The 18,899-nt window shown below is 69.3% G+C and carries 16 protein-coding genes; 10 read left to right on the plus strand and 6 right to left on the minus strand.

Going from position 1 to position 18,899, the window contains the following annotated elements; translation table 11 throughout:
* Nucleotides 1-11: 11 nt before the first annotated feature.
* Complete coding sequence (locus BAU06_RS21520) at nt 12-971, minus strand: dihydrodipicolinate synthase family protein (protein WP_066355277.1); 960 nt, start codon at nt 969-971, stop codon at nt 12-14.
* A gap of 252 nt (nt 972-1,223) precedes the next feature.
* Here BAU06_RS21520 and BAU06_RS21525 point away from each other — a divergent pair, with 252 nt between their 5' ends.
* Nucleotides 1,224-2,126, plus strand: a complete 903-nt coding sequence (locus tag BAU06_RS21525) for a LysR family transcriptional regulator (RefSeq protein WP_066355280.1) — start codon at nt 1,224-1,226, stop codon at nt 2,124-2,126.
* Between the two features lie 30 nt (nt 2,127-2,156).
* Here the strand turns inward: BAU06_RS21525 and BAU06_RS21530 are convergent, their stop codons facing one another.
* Together BAU06_RS21530 and BAU06_RS21535 are read right to left on the minus strand one after the other, a co-directional pair.
* Nucleotides 2,157-3,917 (minus strand): IlvD/Edd family dehydratase, encoded by a 1,761-nt coding sequence (locus tag BAU06_RS21530; protein ID WP_066355282.1) that lies wholly within the window; start codon nt 3,915-3,917, stop codon nt 2,157-2,159.
* Nucleotides 3,918-3,982: 65 nt separating this feature from the next.
* Complete coding sequence (locus BAU06_RS21535; protein WP_066355284.1) at nt 3,983-4,987, minus strand: Bug family tripartite tricarboxylate transporter substrate binding protein; 1,005 nt, start codon at nt 4,985-4,987, stop codon at nt 3,983-3,985.
* A 220-nt stretch (nt 4,988-5,207) separates the two neighbouring features.
* Between BAU06_RS21535 and BAU06_RS21540 the strand changes: the two genes are divergently transcribed.
* The 5 genes from BAU06_RS21540 (at nt 5,208) to BAU06_RS21560 (ending at nt 12,269) form a co-directional block, all read left to right on the plus strand.
* Nucleotides 5,208-6,596, plus strand: a complete 1,389-nt coding sequence (locus tag BAU06_RS21540; RefSeq protein ID WP_066355290.1) for an MFS transporter — start codon at nt 5,208-5,210, stop codon at nt 6,594-6,596.
* A 313-nt stretch (nt 6,597-6,909) separates the two neighbouring features.
* Entirely contained in the window at nt 6,910-7,764 is an 855-nt protein-coding gene (locus BAU06_RS21545) for a hypothetical protein (RefSeq protein ID WP_066355292.1), read from the plus strand.
* A 289-nt stretch (nt 7,765-8,053) separates the two neighbouring features.
* Nucleotides 8,054-9,874 (plus strand): ABC transporter ATP-binding protein, encoded by a 1,821-nt coding sequence (locus BAU06_RS21550; protein WP_066355297.1) that lies wholly within the window; start codon nt 8,054-8,056, stop codon nt 9,872-9,874.
* Nucleotides 9,875-9,904: 30 nt separating this feature from the next.
* Nucleotides 9,905-10,453, plus strand: a complete 549-nt coding sequence (locus BAU06_RS21555) for a cysteine hydrolase family protein (protein WP_066355303.1) — start codon at nt 9,905-9,907, stop codon at nt 10,451-10,453.
* Between the two features lie 253 nt (nt 10,454-10,706).
* Nucleotides 10,707-12,269, plus strand: coding sequence for a hypothetical protein (locus BAU06_RS21560; protein WP_066355306.1), 1,563 nt, complete (start codon nt 10,707-10,709; stop codon nt 12,267-12,269).
* A 31-nt stretch (nt 12,270-12,300) separates the two neighbouring features.
* Here BAU06_RS21560 and BAU06_RS21565 read toward each other — a convergent pair whose 3' ends face one another.
* Nucleotides 12,301-12,603: a YciI family protein gene (locus BAU06_RS21565; RefSeq protein WP_066355311.1), complete on the minus strand. Its 303-nt coding sequence runs from the start codon at nt 12,601-12,603 to the stop codon at nt 12,301-12,303.
* A 357-nt stretch (nt 12,604-12,960) separates the two neighbouring features.
* Between BAU06_RS21565 and bioB the strand changes: the two genes are divergently transcribed.
* The 4 genes from bioB (at nt 12,961) to bioD (ending at nt 17,448) form a co-directional block, all read left to right on the plus strand.
* Nucleotides 12,961-14,061, plus strand: a complete 1,101-nt coding sequence (bioB, locus tag BAU06_RS21570) for a biotin synthase BioB (protein ID WP_082988392.1) — start codon at nt 12,961-12,963, stop codon at nt 14,059-14,061.
* Between the two features lie 89 nt (nt 14,062-14,150).
* Nucleotides 14,151-15,527, plus strand: a complete 1,377-nt coding sequence (bioA, locus tag BAU06_RS21575) for an adenosylmethionine--8-amino-7-oxononanoate transaminase (RefSeq protein WP_415834881.1) — start codon at nt 14,151-14,153, stop codon at nt 15,525-15,527.
* Nucleotides 15,524-16,711 (plus strand): 8-amino-7-oxononanoate synthase, encoded by a 1,188-nt coding sequence (gene bioF, locus BAU06_RS27135; RefSeq protein WP_066355317.1) that lies wholly within the window; start codon nt 15,524-15,526, stop codon nt 16,709-16,711. The genes bioA and bioF overlap by 4 nt, the downstream gene beginning before the upstream one ends.
* Complete coding sequence (gene bioD, locus BAU06_RS21585) at nt 16,708-17,448, plus strand: dethiobiotin synthase (protein ID WP_066355319.1); 741 nt, start codon at nt 16,708-16,710, stop codon at nt 17,446-17,448. Before bioF ends, bioD begins: the two co-directional genes overlap by 4 nt.
* Before the next feature lie 71 nt (nt 17,449-17,519).
* Here bioD and BAU06_RS21590 read toward each other — a convergent pair whose 3' ends face one another.
* Both BAU06_RS21590 and BAU06_RS21595 read right to left on the minus strand, forming a co-directional pair.
* Nucleotides 17,520-18,047, minus strand: a complete 528-nt coding sequence (locus BAU06_RS21590; protein WP_066355322.1) for a thioredoxin family protein — start codon at nt 18,045-18,047, stop codon at nt 17,520-17,522.
* A gap of 10 nt (nt 18,048-18,057) precedes the next feature.
* Entirely contained in the window at nt 18,058-18,807 is a 750-nt protein-coding gene (locus BAU06_RS21595; protein ID WP_066355323.1) for a cytochrome c biogenesis CcdA family protein, read from the minus strand.
* Nucleotides 18,808-18,899 lie beyond the last annotated feature (92 nt).

An 18,899-nucleotide genomic window follows, 5' to 3' on the forward strand; every position in this document is an offset into this window, starting at 1 on the left:
GCTGGATGGTCCTAGGCGCGGTCCGCCCGCGCCGAATAGCCCAGGGTCTCCGCCATGGGCAGCCGGTAGTCGGCCTCGGTCAGCTGGCGCCGCAGCCCGGCCGCCTGCTCGTCGGCCAGCTCCACCAGCGGCGGCCGCACGATGCGCCAGGCGTCGTCGCCGGACTGCCAGGCCACGGCTTCCTTCATCGCGGAGATCATGGGCAGGGCCTGGAAGATGCCGCGGACCTGGCGGATGCGCTCATGCCAGGCGTCGGCCTGCGGCGTCTGCCAGTTGCGATAAAGGTGCATGATCTCCGCGGCGTTGACGTTGGCCGTGGCGGTGATGCATCCCACCGCGCCGGCGCGCAGGCCGGGCAGCAGGAAGACCTCGCTGCCGGGAAACACGTCGAAGCCGTCGGCGGCGAATTCGCGCACCATCGCCGCCGTGTTGTCCCAATCGCCGGAGCTGTCCTTGGCGCCCGCCACCTGCTTGGGATAGGCCTTGAGCAGGCGTTCGATCAGGCGCAGCGTGATGGGCACGCCGCTGACCGGGGGGATGTGGTACAGGTACACGCGCAGCCGGTCGTCGCCCACGCCCTCGATCAGGTTGGCGTAGGCGCGGAACAGGCCCTCGTCGCTGACGCCCTTGTAGTAGAACGGCGGCAGCACCAGCACGCCGGCGCAGCCCGCCTGCACGGCGTGGCGGGTCAGCTCCACGGCGTCGGGAACGGCGCAGGCGCCCGTGCCGGGCATCATGCGGTCCGGCGGCAGCCCGGCCGCCAGCAGGGCATCCAGCAGCCCGCGCTTTTCCGCGACCGACATCGATGCCGCTTCCGAGTTGGTGCCGAAGACGGCCAATCCCACGCCCTGCTCGACCAGGCCGCGGCAATGCCGCACCAGGCCGTCGGCGCTGGGCGTGCGATCCAGGTTGAACGGCGTCAGGACGGGCGAGAGCACGCCGCGCAGGCGGTGGTCGTGGGGATGGGACATGGAAGCTCCTCCAGGCGGACCGGTCGCCAGCGCGGCGCCGGTGCAGTGACGTTCGTATGGGTTCCCGGCGCGGGGTTTCGGCCGCCGGCCGGGGTGGCGCGTCCCGGGCAAGGCCGGGCCGGCGCCATAGGGGCAAAGTAGCAGTGTGGGCCGGCGGAGAACAAGAAAAAAGCGGCTTCCGTTACTATCACACCGCAATAATTTTCAGGAGTCGCCCGGCGGCCGCCCGGGACGCCCGCCACGCCGACCGCCATGGATACCCGCTATCTGCAGAGCTTCGTCACCGTTGCCGAAAGCGGCTCCTTCGCCCAGGCCGCGCGCCGCCTGGACCTGACCCCCACCGCCGTGGCGGCGCGCATCAAGGCCCTGGAGGACACCCTGGGCCTGACCCTGATCAAGCGGGCCGGGCGCTCGGTGCGCCCCACCGAGGCCGGCATGCGTATCCTGGAACGCGCCCGCGCCCTGCTGCGCGACGCCCGCGACCTGGCCGCGCTGGCGGAAGACGAGGCCTCCTACGGCGAACTGCGGCTGGGGGTTTTCGTGTCCGCCATGACCAGCGTGCTGCCGCCTGTGCTGAAGCGCGTGTACGACCGCTATCCCAGCCTGTCGGTCTTCGTCATGCCCGGCGCGTCCGTGGACCTTTGCCATCGCGTGGCGGGCGGCGAGCTGGATGCCGCCATCGTTGTCGAACCGCAGTTCGCCATCGGCAAATCCGTGCGCTGGCAATCCATCATGGAAGAACCGCTGGTGGTGGTCGCGCCCGCCGCCATGAAAGGCCAGGATGCGCACGACCTGCTGCGCACCCAGCCCTTCATCCGCTACGACCGCTCCGTGCTGGGCGGACAGCTGGCCGACCGCTACCTGCGCGACCACCGCATCGTGCCGCACCAGCGCCTGGAAATGGACAGCCTGCTAGGCGTGGCGGCGCTGGTGGACCAGGGACTGGGCGTGGCGCTGCTGCCGGACTGGTCCTCGCTGTGGTCCTCGCGCTATGCCTTGACGCGCGTGCCGCTGCCCGGCCGCGCGCCCGTGCGGCGCGTCGGCCTGGTGTGGCAGGCGCAGGGCGCCCGCACCGCGCTGGCGGAAACACTGCTGGACGTGGCGCGCGCGATCTTCGGCCGGCCGGGCGGACGCCACGCGTCGCGTGGCGACTGAAAGGGCGGCGGCAAGGCGCCGCCCGCCCCTTCAGGGCTTGCCGACCGGCGTGCTGCCGTTGTCCCGGGTGCCGCGCAGGAAATCGAAATCGCAGCCCTTGTCCGCCTGCGTGACCGAGGTCAGGAACAGCTTGCGGTAGCCGCGGTCGTCGCCTTCGCGCGGCGGACGCGGCTGCCATTGCGCCCGGCGGCGCGCCAGCTCCGCCTCGTCCACCAGCAGCGACAGCTCGCGCTGCCGGACGCTGAGGCGGATGCGGTCGCCCGTGCGCACCAGCGCCAGCGGACCGCCGATGGCCGATTCCGGCGTGACGTGCAGCACGATGGAGCCCGACGCCGTGCCGCTCATGCGGCCATCGGAGATGCGCACCATGTCCTTGACGCCGGCACGCGCCAGCTTGCGCGGGATGGGCATGTAGCCGGCTTCCGGCATGCCGGGCGCGCCGACAGGGCCGATGTTCTTCAGCACCATGATGTCGTCGGCCTGGATATCCAGGGCCTCGTCGTCCACGCGCGTGGCCAGGTCTTCCAGGTCCTCGAAGACGACCGCGCGCCCTTCGTGCTCCATCAAGGCCGGGGTGGCGGCGGACTGCTTGATGATGGCCCCGCCCGGCGCAAGGTTGCCGCGCAGCACCGCGATGCCGCCCTGGCCGTAGATGGGCCGGTCGAAAGGCCGGATGACCTCCTGCGGGAAAGGCGGCGGCGCGTCGTCCAGTTCTTCGCCCAGCGTGCGGCCGGTCACGGTAAGCGCGTCCAGGTGCAGCAGCGGGCGCAGTTCGCGTAGCAGCGTGCGCACGCCGCCCGCCTTGTGGAAGTCCTCCATGTAGTGTTGGCCTGAGGGCTTCAGGTCCACCAGCACGGGCGTTTCCTTGCCGATGCGGTCGAAGGCTTCCATGTCCAGGCCGATGCCCAGGCGGCCCGCCACCGCGGTCAGGTGGACGATGCCGTTCGTCGAACCGCCGATGGCCAGCAGCACGCGCAAGGCGTTCTCGAAGGACTTGGCCGTCAGGATGCGGTCGGGCGTCAGCTGCCGTTCTATCATCGCCACGGCCTCCGCCCCGGTGCGCTCGGCCACGCGGATGCGGTCGGCCGTCACGGCGGGCGGCGATGCGCTGCCCGGCACCGCGATGCCCAGGGCTTCGGCGATGCAGGCCATGGTGCTGGCCGTGCCCATCACGGAACAGGTGCCCACGCTGGCGACCAGCTGGTTGTTGACGTCGGCGATCTCGGCGTCGTCGATTTCCTCCGCCCGGTACTTGCCCCAGAAACGGCGGCAGTCGGTGCAGGCGCCCACGCGTTCGCCGCGGTGCGAGCCCGTCAGCATCGAGCCGGTCACCAGCTGGATCGCCGGCACCTTGCCGCTGGCCGCAGCCATCAACTGCGCCGGCACGGTCTTGTCGCAGCCGCCGATCAGCACCACCGCGTCCATGGGCTGGGCGCGGATCATTTCCTCCGTGTCCATGGACATCAGGTTGCGCAGGAACATGCTGGTCGGCGAGGCGAAGCTCTCGTGGACCGAGATGGTGGGAAACTCCACCGGCAGGCCGCCCGCCAGCATGACGCCGCGCTTCACGGCCTCCATCAGCTGCGGCATGTTGCCGTGGCAGGGGTTGAAGCCGCTGCCCGTGTTGGCGATGCCCACGATGGGCCGGCCCAGCGCGTCGTCGCTCAGCCCGGCGCCCTTGATGAAGGCCTTGCGCAGGAACAACGAGAACCCGGCATCGCCGTAGCTGGTCAGGCCCTTGCGCATGCCGCTGGCGGCCGCGCCCTTCGTGGGGGAAGACTTCGATGACATGAATATCCTTCGCTTGTTGAAACCGGCGCATCCGGTCCGGGATGCGCCGCCATACCGCCGGGGCGTCAATCCACCGTGATTTTCGCGTCCTGGATGACGCGGGCCCACTGGTCGACCTCGGCCTGCAGGCGCTTGCGGGCGTCGTCGGCCGAGGCCGGCGCCACCGCGTAGGCGCCCTGCTGCAAGAGCTTTTCCTTGGTGTCCGGCATGACCAGGATCTTGGCCAGGGCCGCGTTCAGCGTATCGACGACGGGCTTGGGCGTCTTGGCCGGGACCAGCACGCCGAACATCGACGCCACATTGAAATTGGGCAGGCCTTCCTCGGCCGCGGTGGGCGTGTCGGGCAGCATGGAAATGCGTTCCGGCATCGTAACCGCAAGCGCGCGCAGCTGGCCGCTCTTGATGAAAGGCAGCGAGGCCGGCACCGTCTCCACCATGGTCAGCACCTGGCCGCCGACCAGGTCCGTCATGGCGGGGCCGCTGCCGCGATAGGGAACGTGCAGCATATCCACGCCGGTCTGCCGCTTGAAGAGCTCCGCGGCCATGCGCTGCGGCGCGCCCGCGCCGGAGGACGCATAAGTCAGCTTGCCCGGGTTCGCCTTGGCATAGGCGATCAACTCCTTCAGGTTATGGATGGGCAGCTTGGGATTGACCACAAACACCAGCGGCACGGCGGCGATCGTCGCCACCGGCGTCAGGTCGCGCATCAGGTCGTAGGAGATCGATTTCTTCTCCAGGGTCGCCATGATGGAGTGCGAGGTGATAGCTCCCATCAGCAAGGTGTAGCCGTCGGGCTCGGCGCGCGCCACGGCGTCCGCGCCCAGGTTGCCGCCGGCCCCGCCGCGGTTTTCCACCACCACCTGCTGCTTCAGTTCCTCCGACAGCTTCATGGCGATGACGCGGCCCACCACGTCGGTGGCCCCGCCCGGGGGGTAGGGAATGACCAGCTTCAAGGCATGGTCCGGATAGGCGGCTTGCGCGCTCGGCGCCAGCGGCGCCAGCATGGCGGCCGTACAGAGGGCGGCTGTGCCTAGCAGGCGCCTGCGCGGCGCGGAATGGCGGTTGGGCATGGCTAGTCTCCGTTTCGTTTTTCTGGTCGTTCATTATTGATGGGCGGACCTGCGGATAACGCAGGTTTTGCTGGGTTCACAATGAGATATTTTTCAGGTCTGGCCGGCGCGACGCGCGCGGCGGCAGGCGCGGTACGATGTTGCGCGCGACGCGGCTCGCCGTCTCGCCGCTCCCCTGTATGGCCCGAACGCACCTTCTCCGGACGCTTCCCACGCCGCCATGAAAGACACGCCGCAGTCTTCGCAGGATTCCTCCACCGCTGACGGGCCGGCGGCCGACCCGCCGCCGGTCCAAGGTTCCACATCCGGCGAGCCAGGGCGCGGCGCCATCCCACCCGCCGCCGGCAAGGCCATGGCGGCGATGGGCGACCGCGCAACGGGCATTCCGCTTTGGGTGCTGGCGCTGTCCACCACGCTGGGCATGCAGACGGTGGCGTCCTTCCTCGACCTGAGCCTGCCCGTCATCGCGCCGCTGCTGACGGCCGGGGCCGGCCTGTCGCCGGAACGGGTGGGCAACCTGTCTTCGCTGAATTCCCTGGGCACGGTGCTGTTCCTGCTGTTCGGCGCGCCGCTGCTGGCGCGGCTGGGACCCGTCCGCATGCTGCAGGCGGGCGCGTTGCTGGCGGTGTTCGGCCTGGCGCTGGCGGCCACGGGGTATTGGCCCCTGCTGATCGTGGGCGCCATCCTGATGGGAATCGGCTACGGCCCCTCGCCCCCGGCGGGCAGCCGCATCCTGGCGGCGACCGCGCCGCCCCGCCATCGCACGCTGATTTTTTCCATCAAGCAGGCCGGCGCGCCAGCCGGCGCCGCCTGCGCGGGCCTGATCCTGGCGCCCGCGGCGGCGGCCTGGGGATGGGAAGGCGCGATGCTGGTGTCCATGGCCATCGGCGTGGCCGCCGCCTGCGTCATCGCGCCGGCGCGCCAGCGGCTGGATACGGAGCGCGACCCGCAGCGCTCCATCCAATTGAAGGTGCTGATACATCCCCGCGCACTGGCCACGCCCTACCGCGTGCTGCGCGCCGCGCCCTCTTTGCTGACGGTGTCGGCGCTGGCGTTCTCCTTCGCCATCGTGCAGGGCTCGCTGTTCTCGTTCTCCGTCACCTATCTGGTCACCGCGCGCGGCATGCCGCTGGCCACCGCCGGGATCGCCTACGCCTGCATGCAGTTCGCCGGCGTCTTCGCCCGCATCTTCCTGGGCTGGCTGGCGGACCGCACCGGCAGGCCGGCCTACAACCTGACCATCCAGGCGCTTATCGCCGCCGCCGTGGTGGTGGCCTATGCGCTGCTGCCGGCGTCGCCCTCGCTGCTGCTGGCCGGTTTCGTCGCCGGCGCGGCGGGATTCTTCGCCGCCAGCTGGAACGGCATCTACCTGGCCGAGATCGCGCGGCTGTCCCCGCCGGAAAAAATCGTCGAAGCGACATCGGCCTCGGTATTGGTTTCCTTCCTGGGCTACTTCGTCGGTCCCTCGCTGTTTTCCATACTGGTCACGCTGACAGGGAGCTACCGCATCCCCTTCTTCGTCGTGGCGGCGCAGTTGGCGGCGATGGCGGCGGTGCAGTTGGTCGTACTGCGGCGGCGCCGGTCATCCGCGGATGGGCGCTCGCACTAGACATCGTGCCTACATATGCATTACCAACGTGGAAAAACGAAGCTCAGGCGTAAAGGCGCAGTAAAGCGGCCGCTCCAACGTACCGCGGCGCGAGAGCGCGCCAATCCAACTCGAGACCGTTTAATGGAGGCCGCGCTCTCGGTTGACGGCCGATTGCCGGCGTTGAACCGCGCCAGTAACATTCGGGATTGCCTACCGAGGCGGTGGAATAAGACGCGTCGATCGGCAGCACGCGGCAAGTACAGAGAGGGCCCATGCAGCAAGTCGACGAGTTCCAAGTCGAAGTTCAGCCGGACTTCATCGAGAAAATCACTTGATCTTGACTGAAGTCTTGAATCTGCCCACCCGCAAGCAGGAGGAGCTTGCCGAGCTCTTGCGCGAAGGGTCGCTGTCGTCGATCATCAACGCGGCCAAGGTTGTTGCCGATCGTCTCAAATTCCTGGCTGGACTCGAAACAATACTCTTTGAAAAAGGTCCCAAGCAGCGACTCAAGGAGCGAACTCAGCTACACCGCATCCTGGCGGAGAACCCGTGGGTCTTCGGCGAAGAGTTCCATCTTTCCGTCGACGACATGTCACTGACGGAAGTTCTACGCAAGCATAAGGCACTGCTGGGTGACGACATCGTGATAGACGCCCCGGTCAAGCATGTCGCTCAAACGCGTGGAATTGTCGATCTGATGCTGTCACGGCAGATCCGACGACACCGCGCCAACGACTTGACCCACCTCGTCGTGGAGCTTAAGGCACCCAACGTCAAGATCGACAGGGACGAGATTTCGCAGATTGTCGGCTATGCCGCCTCGGTCACCTCCGATGAACGGTTCCGCAATGTCGACGTCAAGTGGGATTTCTGGGTTATCAGCGATGACGTCGGTCCGGTTGGGAAGTTCAACATCGGCGAGAACACCGCGACGGGCCTCATCCATAAAAGCGCCAACGCCTCTATCTACATCAAGACCTGGGCACAAGTGCTGGACGACAACCGCGCCCGCATGCAATTCTTCCAGGAACGGCTTGAATTCAATGTCGACAAGGGCCGGTCGCTCAAACACTTGCAAGAACGCTACGCGACCTACCTGCAGGGGGTGCTTCACGCGGACGCCTATCCGGTGGCTTCGGCCGAAACGGAAGCCACCCGATCGCACGCCGAAGGGTCCAAAACATAAGCGTGTGCGGCGGCGTGCGGGATACCGGCGGGCCGCAGGCTGCCGACTTTCTCCCCCGCGACCCGACCTAAGTCCGCGGACGTGGCGTCAAGAGCCCGTGCCGCCCAGTTCAAGCCCGACAGTCGGCCAGCTCATCCTGCCCCCCGATAAGGCTCACCCGTAGTGATGCGGCCCTGAACTTCATGGCATTGGGGTCATTCCGCCATTCCACGGCCGGTCGGCGATAATGGCGCATCCAGCCCCCCGCGCTTCGCCGCGGCCTCGGGCGCGTTTTTTCCCGCCGCCTTCCATGACCCGATTCCGCTTCGACCTGCGAGGAAGCGTCTTCAAGGACGCCCTCGCCTTTACCTTTCGCCATTGGCGCCGCCAGCCCGGGCAGGTGGCGCTGGTCGCCGTGCTGATGCTCAGCTCGGCGGTGGCCGATGTCGTCACGCCGATGTATGCCGGCCGCCTGATCGATGCGGTGACCTCCGGCACGGCGGCCGAGCCCGACAGCTGGCACGCCGCCCTGGTCGCCTTCGGCCTGCTGATCGGGCTGGGCGTGGCCAGCCTGATAGCGCGGCAATTCGCCTTTGCCACGATTTCCGCCATGACGCTGCGCATGATGAGCCGGATCTGCGCCGACGCCTTTCACCGGGTGCAGCGTTTTTCCAGCGACTGGCACGCCAACACCTTCGCCGGGTCCACCGTGCGCAAGATCACGCGCGGCATCTGGGCGCTGGACCTGCTGAACGACACGCTGCTGCTGGCGCTGCTGCCGACGCTGATCATGCTGACGGGCGCCGCCGTGCTCCTGGGCCTGCACTGGCCGGTCATGGGCATGATCGTCGGCGCCAGCGCGGTGATCTATCTGGTGGCGGTGGTGCTGCTGTCCCTGGGCTATGTGGCGCCGGCCGCGCGGCTGGGCAACGCCTGGGACACGCGCCTGGGCGGCGCGCTGGCCGACGCCATCACCTGCAACGCCGTGGTCAAGGCCTTCGGCGCCGAGCAGCGCGAAGAAGCGCGCCTGCAAGGCATCATCCGCAAATGGCGCGCGCGCACCTATCGCGGCTGGATACGGGGCACGGTCAACGGCAGCACCCAGGGCGGCCTGCTGGTCCTGATGCGGGTGGCCATCGTCGGCACGGCGCTGCTGCTGTGGGCCGGCCAACGCGCCAGTGCGGGAGACATCGCCTTTGTCCTGACCATGTTCTTCGTGCTGCAGGGGTATATGCGGGAACTGGGTACGAATATCCGCAACCTGCAGCGCTCGGTCAACGATATGGAAGAACTCGTGGGCCTGGAACGCCAGCCCCTGGGCATCGCCGATCGTCCCGGCGCGGTGCCGATCGCCATCGAGGCCGGCGAGATCCGCTTCGAGCACGTGACCTTCCAGTACGGCGGCCACACGACGCCGCTGTACCGCGACTTCTCCGTGCGCATCGCGCCGGGCGAGCGCGTGGGACTGGTGGGGCATTCCGGCTCGGGCAAGACTACCTTCGTCAAGCTGATCCAGCGCATGCACGATGTGACCGCGGGGGCCATCCTGATCGACGGGCAGGATATCGCGGCCGTCCAGCAGGCGACGCTGCGCGCGCAGATCGCCATCGTGCAGCAGGAACCCATCCTGTTCCACCGCACCCTGGCCGAGAACATCGCCTATGCCAGGCCCGGCGCCTCGCAGGCCGAGATCGAAGCGGCCGCCCGGCTGGCCAATGCGCACGACTTCATCGCCACCCTGCCGCGCGGCTACCAGACCCTGGTCGGCGAACGCGGCATCAAGCTGTCCGGCGGCGAACGCCAGCGCGTCGCCATCGCCCGCGCCTTCCTGGCGGACGCGCCCATCCTGGTCCTGGACGAAGCGACCTCCAGCCTGGACAGCGAAAGCGAACAGCTGATCCAGCAGGCCATGGAGCGCCTGATGGTGGGCCGCACCACGCTGGTGGTGGCGCATCGCCTGTCCACGGTGCGCTCGCTGGACCGGCTGCTGGTCATGGAAAAAGGCCGCATCATCGAGGAAGGCACCCACGACGAACTGGTCGCTCGCCCGCAGGGGGTCTATCGGCGGCTGTACGAGCGCCAGGCCCTGTCGCTGACCAGCCCGGCGGCCGCGGAGCTGGGCGCCGTGTAGACTAGCCCCCAACCGAATCCGGCGACCGCCATGGCTTCCGCCTTACTGATCATCGACGTCCAGCAAGGACTCTTCGCGCCATCCCCCCGCCCCGCCGATGCCGACGCGGTGATCGCCCGCATCAATGTCCTGGCCGCGCGGGCCCGCGCGGCCGGCGTGCCGGTGGTCTTCGTCCAGCACGAAGGCAAGTCGCTGGCGTCCGATACACCCGCCTGGGCCCTGGCAGACGGCCTGCATGCCCAGGCCGCCGACCACCGCATCCGCAAGTCCGCCTCCGACGCCTTCCTGCGCACGGGACTGTCCGCCCTGCTGGACGCGCACGCCGCCACCCATCTGGCGGTGTGCGGCTACGCGAGCGAGTTCTGCGTGGACAGCACCGTGCGGCGCGCCGCGGCCCTGGGCTACGACGTGACCCTGGCGGCGGACGCCCATACCACCCATGACCAGCCGCACGCGGACGCAGCCCTTATCCGCGCCCACCACAACGCCACGCTGTCCAGCCTGGGCAGCTACGGCGTGCGGATAGAGGCCCTGCCGGCGGAGCAGATCGTCTTCCGCACACGTCCTCCGCGGGCCTGAGGCGTCCCATCGAGCCTGTCCGGGCCGGCGCTATCGAGCCTGTCGGCTTCGTGCATCGATCCCGTCCGGCTCGCCGGATCCGCCGGTCGCCGGATCCGCCGGTCGCCGGCCTCATTCCTCCAGGCCCCCGTGCTTGGCATGCGGCGTGCTAGGCTGGCGCGGCGGCCGGCCGTCCGCGGGACGGTCCGGCGCCGCCCATCACGCCAGGATGCCGCGTGATCGAGCCGCCCACCCCAACGCCTTTGGAGCGAGCATGCCCGACCCTGACAGCCACTTGCGGCACGGTGCCCTGGAGTTTCCGGACTTCACCATCGAAACCTACAGCCTGGCATTGCGCGACGACAACGGTTTCGTGGGCGACAATGCCAGCCGTCCGGCTTTCCAGGCCATCCTCCACGCCTGGCGCAATCTCTTCGAGGCGCTGCACGGCAAGGACCCCCTGGGCAAGGCGCCCACGGAGGAAATCCCCAAGAAGAAACTCGATGAAATGATGGCGGAGGAAGGCCCGGCGGCCGCCGCCATCCACGGCGCGCTGCAGGACTACGCGGAACAACTGGCGCGCGTGGTGCGCCGCTTCCTGGCCCAGAAATCATGGAAAGGCGTGCAGCGGGTCATCATCGGCGGCGGCCTGAAACAGAGCGACATCGGCGCCCTGGCCATGGAAGCCGTGGCCAAGCGCCTGTTCCATGAGGATGTCCATGTGCAGCTGCGCCTGCTGCACCATCACGCGGACGAAGGCGGCCTGATCGGCTGGCTGCACCTGATGCCCCCCGATCTGGCGGAACAGTACCGGGCGATGCTGGCCGTGGACATCGGCGGGACCAATATCCGCTGCGGCATCGTGCGTTTGCCCAAGAACCGCGACCCGCGCAAGGCCAAGGTGGTCATCTCCGAGAAATGGAGCCACGCCCGCGACGAGGACACCACCCGCAAGGAACACGTGATCCAGGGCATCGCCGACATGCTGACGCGGCAGATCGACTATGCCCGCAAGAAGGGCATCAAGCTGGCGCCCTGGGTGGGCGTGGCCTGCCCGGGCCGCATCCGCCAGGACGGCACCATCAGCCGCGGCACGCAGAACCTGCCGGGCGACTGGGCCCGCCGCGATTTCCACCTGCCGCGCGCCTTGTGCAAACGGCTGCCGAAGATCGATGGACAGCAGGTGCAGGTAATGCTGCACAACGACGCCATCGTCCAGGGCTTGTCGGAACTGCCGTATCTGGACGATGTGCGGCGATGGGGCGTGTTGACCGTCGGCACCGGCCTGGGCAATGCCTGCTACACCATGCGGCGCAGGCCGACCGACGCGGGGCGGGAAGCAGACACGGAAGCGGCGCAGGACGGCGATACGGAAACGGCCAAGGCCGGTAAGAAAGCGGACAAGATCGGGAAGAAAGCGGCCGGGGACCCGGCGAAAGCCGCCAAGCCGGCTTTCCGGACGGCGGCGACCGCGGAACCGGCCAAGCCGGCCGCGGGCAAGCGGGCACCGCGGAAAGAAACCGCTTCGTCCGGCGGCGCGGCAACCGAGGCGGCCAACAAGAAGCGCACTTCCACCGCCATGCCGGGCAAGACGCCAGGCAAAAAGCCGGCCGACGGAAGCGGGGGCGCCAAAACCGCCAAGCGCGCCGGAAAATCCGCGACGAAAACGCCCGGGAAAACTGCCACAAGCGCAGCCCCCGCCAAGTCCCGGACAAGGAAAACCGCCACCAAAGCCGTGGGGAAAACATCGGCTTCCGGGCGGCTCGTGACCGCGAAGAAAAACACTGGCGCGCGGGCGGGCGCGAAGAAGAGGTCTCCCGCGCGCAAGGTGCGCTGACGATCGGGGGACGCAGCGCGCCTGGGGTATCTCAGGCCGGCGGGAACCCCACCTTTTGCGGCCACAGGTTGGCGAAGGCATGGATGGACGTCGACGCGTACACGCCATGCCGGGTGAAAGGCTCGTCCTGCAGCCACTGCTCGGCCGCTCCGCGGCTGGGAAAGTCGATGACCAGCAGGCTGCCGATCATCGTCTCGCCATCGTCCGCCAGCAACGGACCGGCAAAGGCCATCTGGTCCGCCTTGGTGGCCAGATAGGCGCGATGTTCGGGGCGCACGCGCGCGCGTATGTCGGCAACGCCGGGCTTGTCCAGCATGTGGATGGCATAGAGCACGGTTCTTCTCCCTCTTGGATGTGGATGGCGGCATGGGGCCGGGGTCAGTCGCCTGTCTCCCGACGTCCCGACACGCGACCGGACGCCCTCGCCGATCATACGCGGGGCGCTCGCGTACGGCATCTCGCCGATAGGACGCAGTCGGCCCACCCCGCAGATACAACTTGAAACGAGAAACCCGGCGCGCGGCCGCCGCCGACGTAGGCGGCAGAATCCATGGGGCCAGGGCACAACATCGGCCAACTCCGCGGAGTTGTACGCAACGCCCCGCCATCCCGCGATAAAACGCCCGGTTGCCTGCCCCTGGCCCACTCCCTACGATCCGGCCGTTTTTCAGACCCTCGCCGGAGAATCCGCATGCCCAGCACTTCAACCGCTCAGCCCTCGCCCGGCGCGGACGCCGTCGCTTCGCGCGCCCGTCCGTCCGCGCCGCCTGTCCCCGCGCCACTGCCGCCGGCATCCAAACCGGCGCTGCCGTCCGCCAAGGGCACCGCCTTGTGGACGGTCGAGGACATCGCCGCGCTGTACGAGCTTCCCTTCCCCACCCTGATGCACCGCGCGCAAACAACGCATGGCGCGCACTTCGATCCCACCGCCATCCAGCTCTCCAGCCTGCTGTCGATCAAGACCGGCGGGTGTCCGGAGGACTGCGCTTATTGCTCGCAGTCCGCGCACCACGACAGCGGCGTGCGGCCGCAGCCGCTGATGCCGCTGGAAGACGTACTGGCCGCCGCCCGCGCCGCGCAGGCGGCCGGCGCGCGGCGCTTTTGCATGGGCGCCGCGTGGCGCTCGCCCAAGCCGAAACAGGTCGCCGCGGTGGCCCGCATGGTGGCCGAGGTCAAGGCCCTGGGCCTGGAAACCTGCGTCACGCTGGGCATGCTGGACGGCGGCCAGGCACGCAGCCTGGCGGACGCCGGGCTGGACTACTACAACCACAACCTGGACACGTCGCCGGAGTTCTACGGCCGCATCATCACGACCCGCACCTACCAGGACAGGCTGGATACGCTGCGCCATGTGCGGGACGCCGGCATCAAGGTGTGTTGCGGCGGCATCGTCGGCATGGGCGAAGACCGCCGGACGCGCGCCGGGCTGATCGCCCAACTGGCCAATCTGGATCCCTATCCGGAATCCGTGCCGATCAACAACCTGATGCGGGTCGCCGGCACCCCGCTGCATGGCGCCGAGCCCCTGGACCCCTTCGAATTCGTGCGGACCATCGCCGTGGCGCGCATCGCCATGCCGCGCGCGGTGGTCCGGCTGTCCGCCGGGCGCGAGCACATGGACGACGCTACCCAGGCCCTGTGCTTCCTGGCCGGCGCCAACTCCATCTTCTACGGCGAAGCGCTGCTGACCACGGGTAATCCGCGCGTGGAGGCCGACCGGCGCCTGCTGGATTTCCTGGGCATGCAGGCCGGCGACGCCGTACCCGCGGAGGCCGCCGGATGCACGCGATGAACCCGGCCGATAGCGGCGCCGGTCCGCACACCGGCCGTGACGCCGGCGACGCCATCGACCTACATACCGGCCGCGATGCGGATGAGGCCATCGAAACCCCTGCCGGCGGCAACGCCGGCCTGGCGGCGCGCAGCCGGCGCGCCGTGTGGCACCCGTGCACGCAGATGAAGCACCACGAGCGCGTTCCGCTGCTGCCCATTGCCCGGGCCCGGGGCGCGTGGCTGTACGACGCCGACGGCCGCCGCTACCTGGACGGCATCAGCTCGTGGTGGGTCAACCTGTTCGGGCATGCGCATCCCGCCATCAACGCCGCGCTGGCGGCGCAACTGGACACGCTGGAACATGCCATGCTGGCGGGCTGCACCCACGCGCCCGCGGTCGAGCTGGCCGAGCGCCTGGCGGCGCGCACCGACGGCACACTGGGCCATGCATTCTTCGCGTCGGACGGCGCGTCGGCGGTCGAGATCGCGCTGAAAATGAGCTTCCATTTCTGGCGCAACAGCGGCCGTTCCGGCAAGCGCGAGTTCGCCTGCGTCCGGCACGGCTACCACGGCGAAACGCTGGGCGCGCTGTCGGTGACCGACGTGCCGCTGTTCCGCGATGCCTACGGCCCCTTGCTGCGGCAGGCCCACTGCGTGGCGTCGCCGGACGCGCGGCTGGCCTTGCCCGGCGAAAGCGCGGGCGACGTCGCGGCGCGCGCCCTGGCCGATGTCGCGGCCCTGTTCGAAAGCCGTGGCGACGCCATCGCCGCCATGGTGGTCGAGCCCCTGGTGCAATGCGCCGCCGGCATGGCCATGCACGACCCGGCCTATCTGCGCGGGCTGCGCGCGCTGTGCGACCGCCACGGCGTGCACCTGATCGCCGACGAAATCGCCGTCGGCTTCGGCCGCACCGGCACCTTCTTCGCGCACGAACAGGCCGGCATCCGCCCGGATTTCCTGTGCCTGTCCAAGGGCATCACGGGCGGCTATCTGCCCCTGTCCGTGGTGCTGTCGCGCGACGCCATCCATCAGGCCTTCTACGACGACGACGTGGCGCGCGGCTTCCTGCATTCCCATTCCTACACGGGCAATCCGCTGGCATGCCGCGCCGCGCTGGCGACGCTGGACCTGTTCGACAGCCAGGACGCGCTGGCCGCCAACCAGCGACGCTTCGATGCCCTGGCCCAGGCGCTGGCGGGCCTGGCCGCGCATCCGCGCGTGGCGCACCTGCGCCGCCGCGGCGCGATCCTGGCCTTCGACGCCATGATCGACCCGGCCGCCGGCGGCGACTTCGCGCGCCGCTACGCGCGGCATGCGCTGGACGCCGGCGCGCTGCTGCGCCCCATCGGCCGCACCGTATACCTGATGCCGCCCTACATCCTGGATGACGAGGAGATCGCCCTGCTGGCCGCCGCCACCGTGCAGGCCCTGGAACGCACGCTGGACGCGCCCGCCGTCCATCGACCCACCGGAACCCGTGCATGAACCTGCCCCATCCCTTCCACGTATTGCAGGCGGGCCTCGCCGATCTGGATGTTGGCCACCTGACCCGTCGCCGCCGCGTGGCCGACACGCCGTGCGCGCCGCGCATCCGCCTGGACGGCCGTGAGCTGGTCGCCTTCGCCAGCAACGACTATCTGGGCCTGGCCAACCACCCGGGGCTGGTCGATGCGATTGCCGAAGGCGCGCGGCGCCACGGCGCGGGCAGCGGCGGCTCCCACCTGCTGGGCGGCCACTCCCGCGCCCACGTGCTGTTGGAGGACGCCCTGGCCGAGTATGCGGGCGGCTTCGCCTGCCACCCGCGCGCCCTGTCGTTTTCCACCGGCTACATGGCCAACATCGCCATCCTGACGGCCTTGGGCGGACGCGGCGCCAGGCTGTATTCGGACGCCCTGAACCATGCTTCCCTGATCGACGGCACCAGGCTGTCGCGCGCCGACGTGCGCATCTATCCGCATTCCGACGTGGCGGCGCTGGCCGCGATGCTGGAGGCCGATCGCGGCGACGGCGTCAGGATCATCGCGACCGACGCCGTGTTCAGCATGGATGGCGATATCGCCCCGCTGGCCGCTTTGCTCGCCTTGGCGGAGAAGCACCAGGCCTGGCTGGTAATCGATGACGCGCACGGCTTCGGCGTGCACGGCGCGGACGGCGCCGGCACGGTGGCGGCGCTGGGGCTGCGATCGCCGCTGATCGTCTATATGGGCACGCTGGGCAAGGCCGCCGGGGTGGCGGGCGCTTTCGTCGTGGCGGAGGACACCGTCATCGAATGGCTGGTGCAGCGGGCGCGGACATATATCTTCACGACCGCGGCGGCGCCGGCCCTGGCCCACGCCGCCCGCGCCAGCATCGCGCTGATGCGCGGCGAGGAAGGACGCGCGCGGCGCGCGACATTGCAGGCCCATATCGCCACAGTGCGCGAGACGGTTGCGCGGTGCATGCCGGCACACGGCTCCAGCACCGCCATCCAGCCCTTCATGGTGGGCGGCAACGAGGCCGCATTGCAACTGGCGGACGCCTTGCTCGAACGTGGCCTGTGGGCGCCCGCCGTCCGTCCGCCCACCGTTCCCCCGGGCACCGCGCGCCTGCGGCTATCGCTGTCGGCCGCCCACGAAACCGCCGACGTACAACGACTGGCACAGGCACTGGAAACCCTGCATCGACCATGACATCGTCCCGCCTTGCGTATTTCATCGCCGGTACCGATACCGAGATCGGCAAGACGCTGTCCAGCTGCGCGCTGCTGCATGCCTTCGCGGCGCTGGGCATGTCCACCGCCGCCATGAAGCCCGTCGCGGCCGGCGCCAGCCTGGATCGCCATGGCGTCTGGCGCAACGAGGACGCCGAGGCCCTCGCGGCCCACGCCACCGTGGCAGTGCCGCGCGAGCTGTCCACGCCCTATCTGCTGCGGGAACCCGCCGCCCCGCACCTGGTGGCCGCGCGCGCGGGCGTCGCGCTGGAGATCGACGCCATGGTGCGCTGCTACCGGCAGGTCGCGGCGCGCGCGGATGTCACCCTCGTCGAGGGCGTGGGCGGTTTTCTCGTACCGCTGGACGGGGACCGCGATACGGGGGACCTGGCCCGCGCGCTCGAGCTTCCGGTGGTGCTGGTGGTCGGCCTGCGCCTGGGCTGCCTGAGCCACGCCCTGCTGACGGCCGAAGCCATCGCGGCACGCGGGCTGCGCATGGCGGGATGGATCGCCAACACCGTGGACCCCGGCATGCGCCTGCCGGACGAGAACATCGCCACGCTGCGCGACCGCTTCGGCAGGCGCCACGGCGCGCCGCTGCTGGGCATGATTCCCCGCCTGGACGAACCGTCCGGCGCGGCGGCCGCCCGCTGGCTGGATATCGCGCCGCTGGCGCGTCCGCCCGCGGCAAGCGGCAGCGCATCGCGCCGGACCTGATGGCGGCCCCGGGGCCGCGGCCCGACACGTACGCCGCCCCGGTCGCCGGGATCGCGGCAGCGGTCCTGCCCTTAGCCGGCTTGCGCCAAGGCCTGCTGGATCATGGCCTCCGTCTCCTTGTAGCGGCCCTCGCCGAAGTGCGTGTAGATCACCCGGCCCTGCTTGTCGACCAGGTAGAAGGCCGGCCAGTAGATGTTCCGGTAGGCGTCCCAGGTGGCGTACTTGTTGTCCTGCGCCACCGGGTAGCTAATGCCGAAGCGCTTGATGGCATCCTGCACGTTGGCCGTCGACCGCTCGAAGGCGAACTCCGGCGTGTGCACGCCCACCACCACCAGGCCCTGGTCCTTGTACTTTTCGTGCCAGCTCTTGACATAGGGCAGCGTGCGGATGCAGTTGATGCAGGTGTAGGTCCAGAAGTCCACCAGCACCACCTTGCCACGCAGCGACGCCATATCCAGCGGCTCGCTGTTCAGCCATTTCTCGATGCCGGTGAATTCCGGCGCCTGGGGCGGAGCGGCCTCCACCCGCCCCGCGGCGGCCAGGGGCAGCGCGCAGGCGAAGGCGGCGGACAGGACGAGCTTTTTCAGTCGGGCGAGCATGACGGATTCCTCATTGAAAGAGATTGGCGATCCAGGCATAGGCCAGGACGTCGTACTGGAAATGAATGGCCACGGCGGTCAGGATCAGCAGCACCCCGAAAGCGCGTTGCAGGGCCAGCGTGTGCCGCGAGACGCGGCGCACGCGCGTGGCGACGAACTTTCCGCCGTAGGCGATGGCCAGCATCGGAATGCCGGAACCGACGGCATAGAGCAGCAGCAGGAAACTGGAATGGCCGACGTCCTGGGCCCGCGCGGCCAGCACCAGGATGGATGCCAGCACCGGCCCGGCGCAGGGCGTCCATACCGCGCCCAGCGACATGCCCAGCAGGAAACCGGCGGCATTGCCCCGCGACGATGCGGCCCGGCCGCCACCGTCCCGCGCGCCGTCCCGCGGCGTAACAGTGCCCGCCGCAAGGCCGCCGCCCGGCGTCGCCAGCCGCTGCAGCGGGCCGCCCAGCCGGGCCATCAGCCAGTCATAGGGCCGCGGCCAGATGCGTACGGCGCCGAACAGCGCCAGCAGCACGATGGATGTCGAGCGCACGGCCTCCTGCACGTGGCCGGAGGAATGCGACAGCAGCCCCAGCAGGATGCCCAGGCTGGCGAAGGACAGGACGAATCCCGCCACGATGAATAGCGGCCGCAGCCGGCCCGAGCGCTCCACCGAGCTGCCCAGCACCACCGGCAGCAGCGGCAGAACGCAGGGCGATGCGATGGTCAGCACCCCGGCCAGGAGCGCGAGGGGAGGTTCGATAAGGTCCATGGCGGGTCTCCGTTTTCCGAGACCGCATTGCACCTGCGCCAGGTATCCCGCCTGTGCCAGCCAGGGGGATTTTTCCGGGCTTATGTATCCGC

It is taken from the genome of Bordetella bronchialis (assembly GCF_001676705.1).
GTDB classification, from domain to species: Bacteria; Pseudomonadota; Gammaproteobacteria; order Burkholderiales; family Burkholderiaceae_B; genus Bordetella_C; species Bordetella_C bronchialis.

Excerpts from the sequence above, each read along its gene's own strand:
- BAU06_RS21520 (WP_066355277.1), bottom strand. The coding sequence starts at position 971 with ATGTCCCATCCCCACGACCACCGCCTGCGCGGCGTGCTCTCGCCCGTC.
- BAU06_RS21525 (WP_066355280.1), top strand. The coding sequence starts at position 1,224 with ATGGATACCCGCTATCTGCAGAGCTTCGTCACCGTTGCCGAAAGCGGC.
- BAU06_RS21530 (WP_066355282.1), bottom strand. The coding sequence starts at position 3,917 with ATGTCATCGAAGTCTTCCCCCACGAAGGGCGCGGCCGCCAGCGGCATG.
- BAU06_RS21535 (WP_066355284.1), bottom strand. The coding sequence starts at position 4,987 with ATGCCCAACCGCCATTCCGCGCCGCGCAGGCGCCTGCTAGGCACAGCC.
- BAU06_RS21540 (WP_066355290.1), top strand. The coding sequence starts at position 5,208 with ATGAAAGACACGCCGCAGTCTTCGCAGGATTCCTCCACCGCTGACGGG.
- BAU06_RS21550 (WP_066355297.1), top strand. The coding sequence starts at position 8,054 with ATGACCCGATTCCGCTTCGACCTGCGAGGAAGCGTCTTCAAGGACGCC.
- BAU06_RS21555 (WP_066355303.1), top strand. The coding sequence starts at position 9,905 with ATGGCTTCCGCCTTACTGATCATCGACGTCCAGCAAGGACTCTTCGCG.
- BAU06_RS21560 (WP_066355306.1), top strand. The coding sequence starts at position 10,707 with ATGCCCGACCCTGACAGCCACTTGCGGCACGGTGCCCTGGAGTTTCCG.
- bioB (WP_082988392.1), top strand. The coding sequence starts at position 12,961 with ATGCCCAGCACTTCAACCGCTCAGCCCTCGCCCGGCGCGGACGCCGTC.
- bioF (WP_066355317.1), top strand. The coding sequence starts at position 15,524 with ATGAACCTGCCCCATCCCTTCCACGTATTGCAGGCGGGCCTCGCCGAT.
- bioD (WP_066355319.1), top strand. The coding sequence starts at position 16,708 with ATGACATCGTCCCGCCTTGCGTATTTCATCGCCGGTACCGATACCGAG.
- BAU06_RS21590 (WP_066355322.1), bottom strand. The coding sequence starts at position 18,047 with ATGCTCGCCCGACTGAAAAAGCTCGTCCTGTCCGCCGCCTTCGCCTGC.
- BAU06_RS21595 (WP_066355323.1), bottom strand. The coding sequence starts at position 18,807 with ATGGACCTTATCGAACCTCCCCTCGCGCTCCTGGCCGGGGTGCTGACC.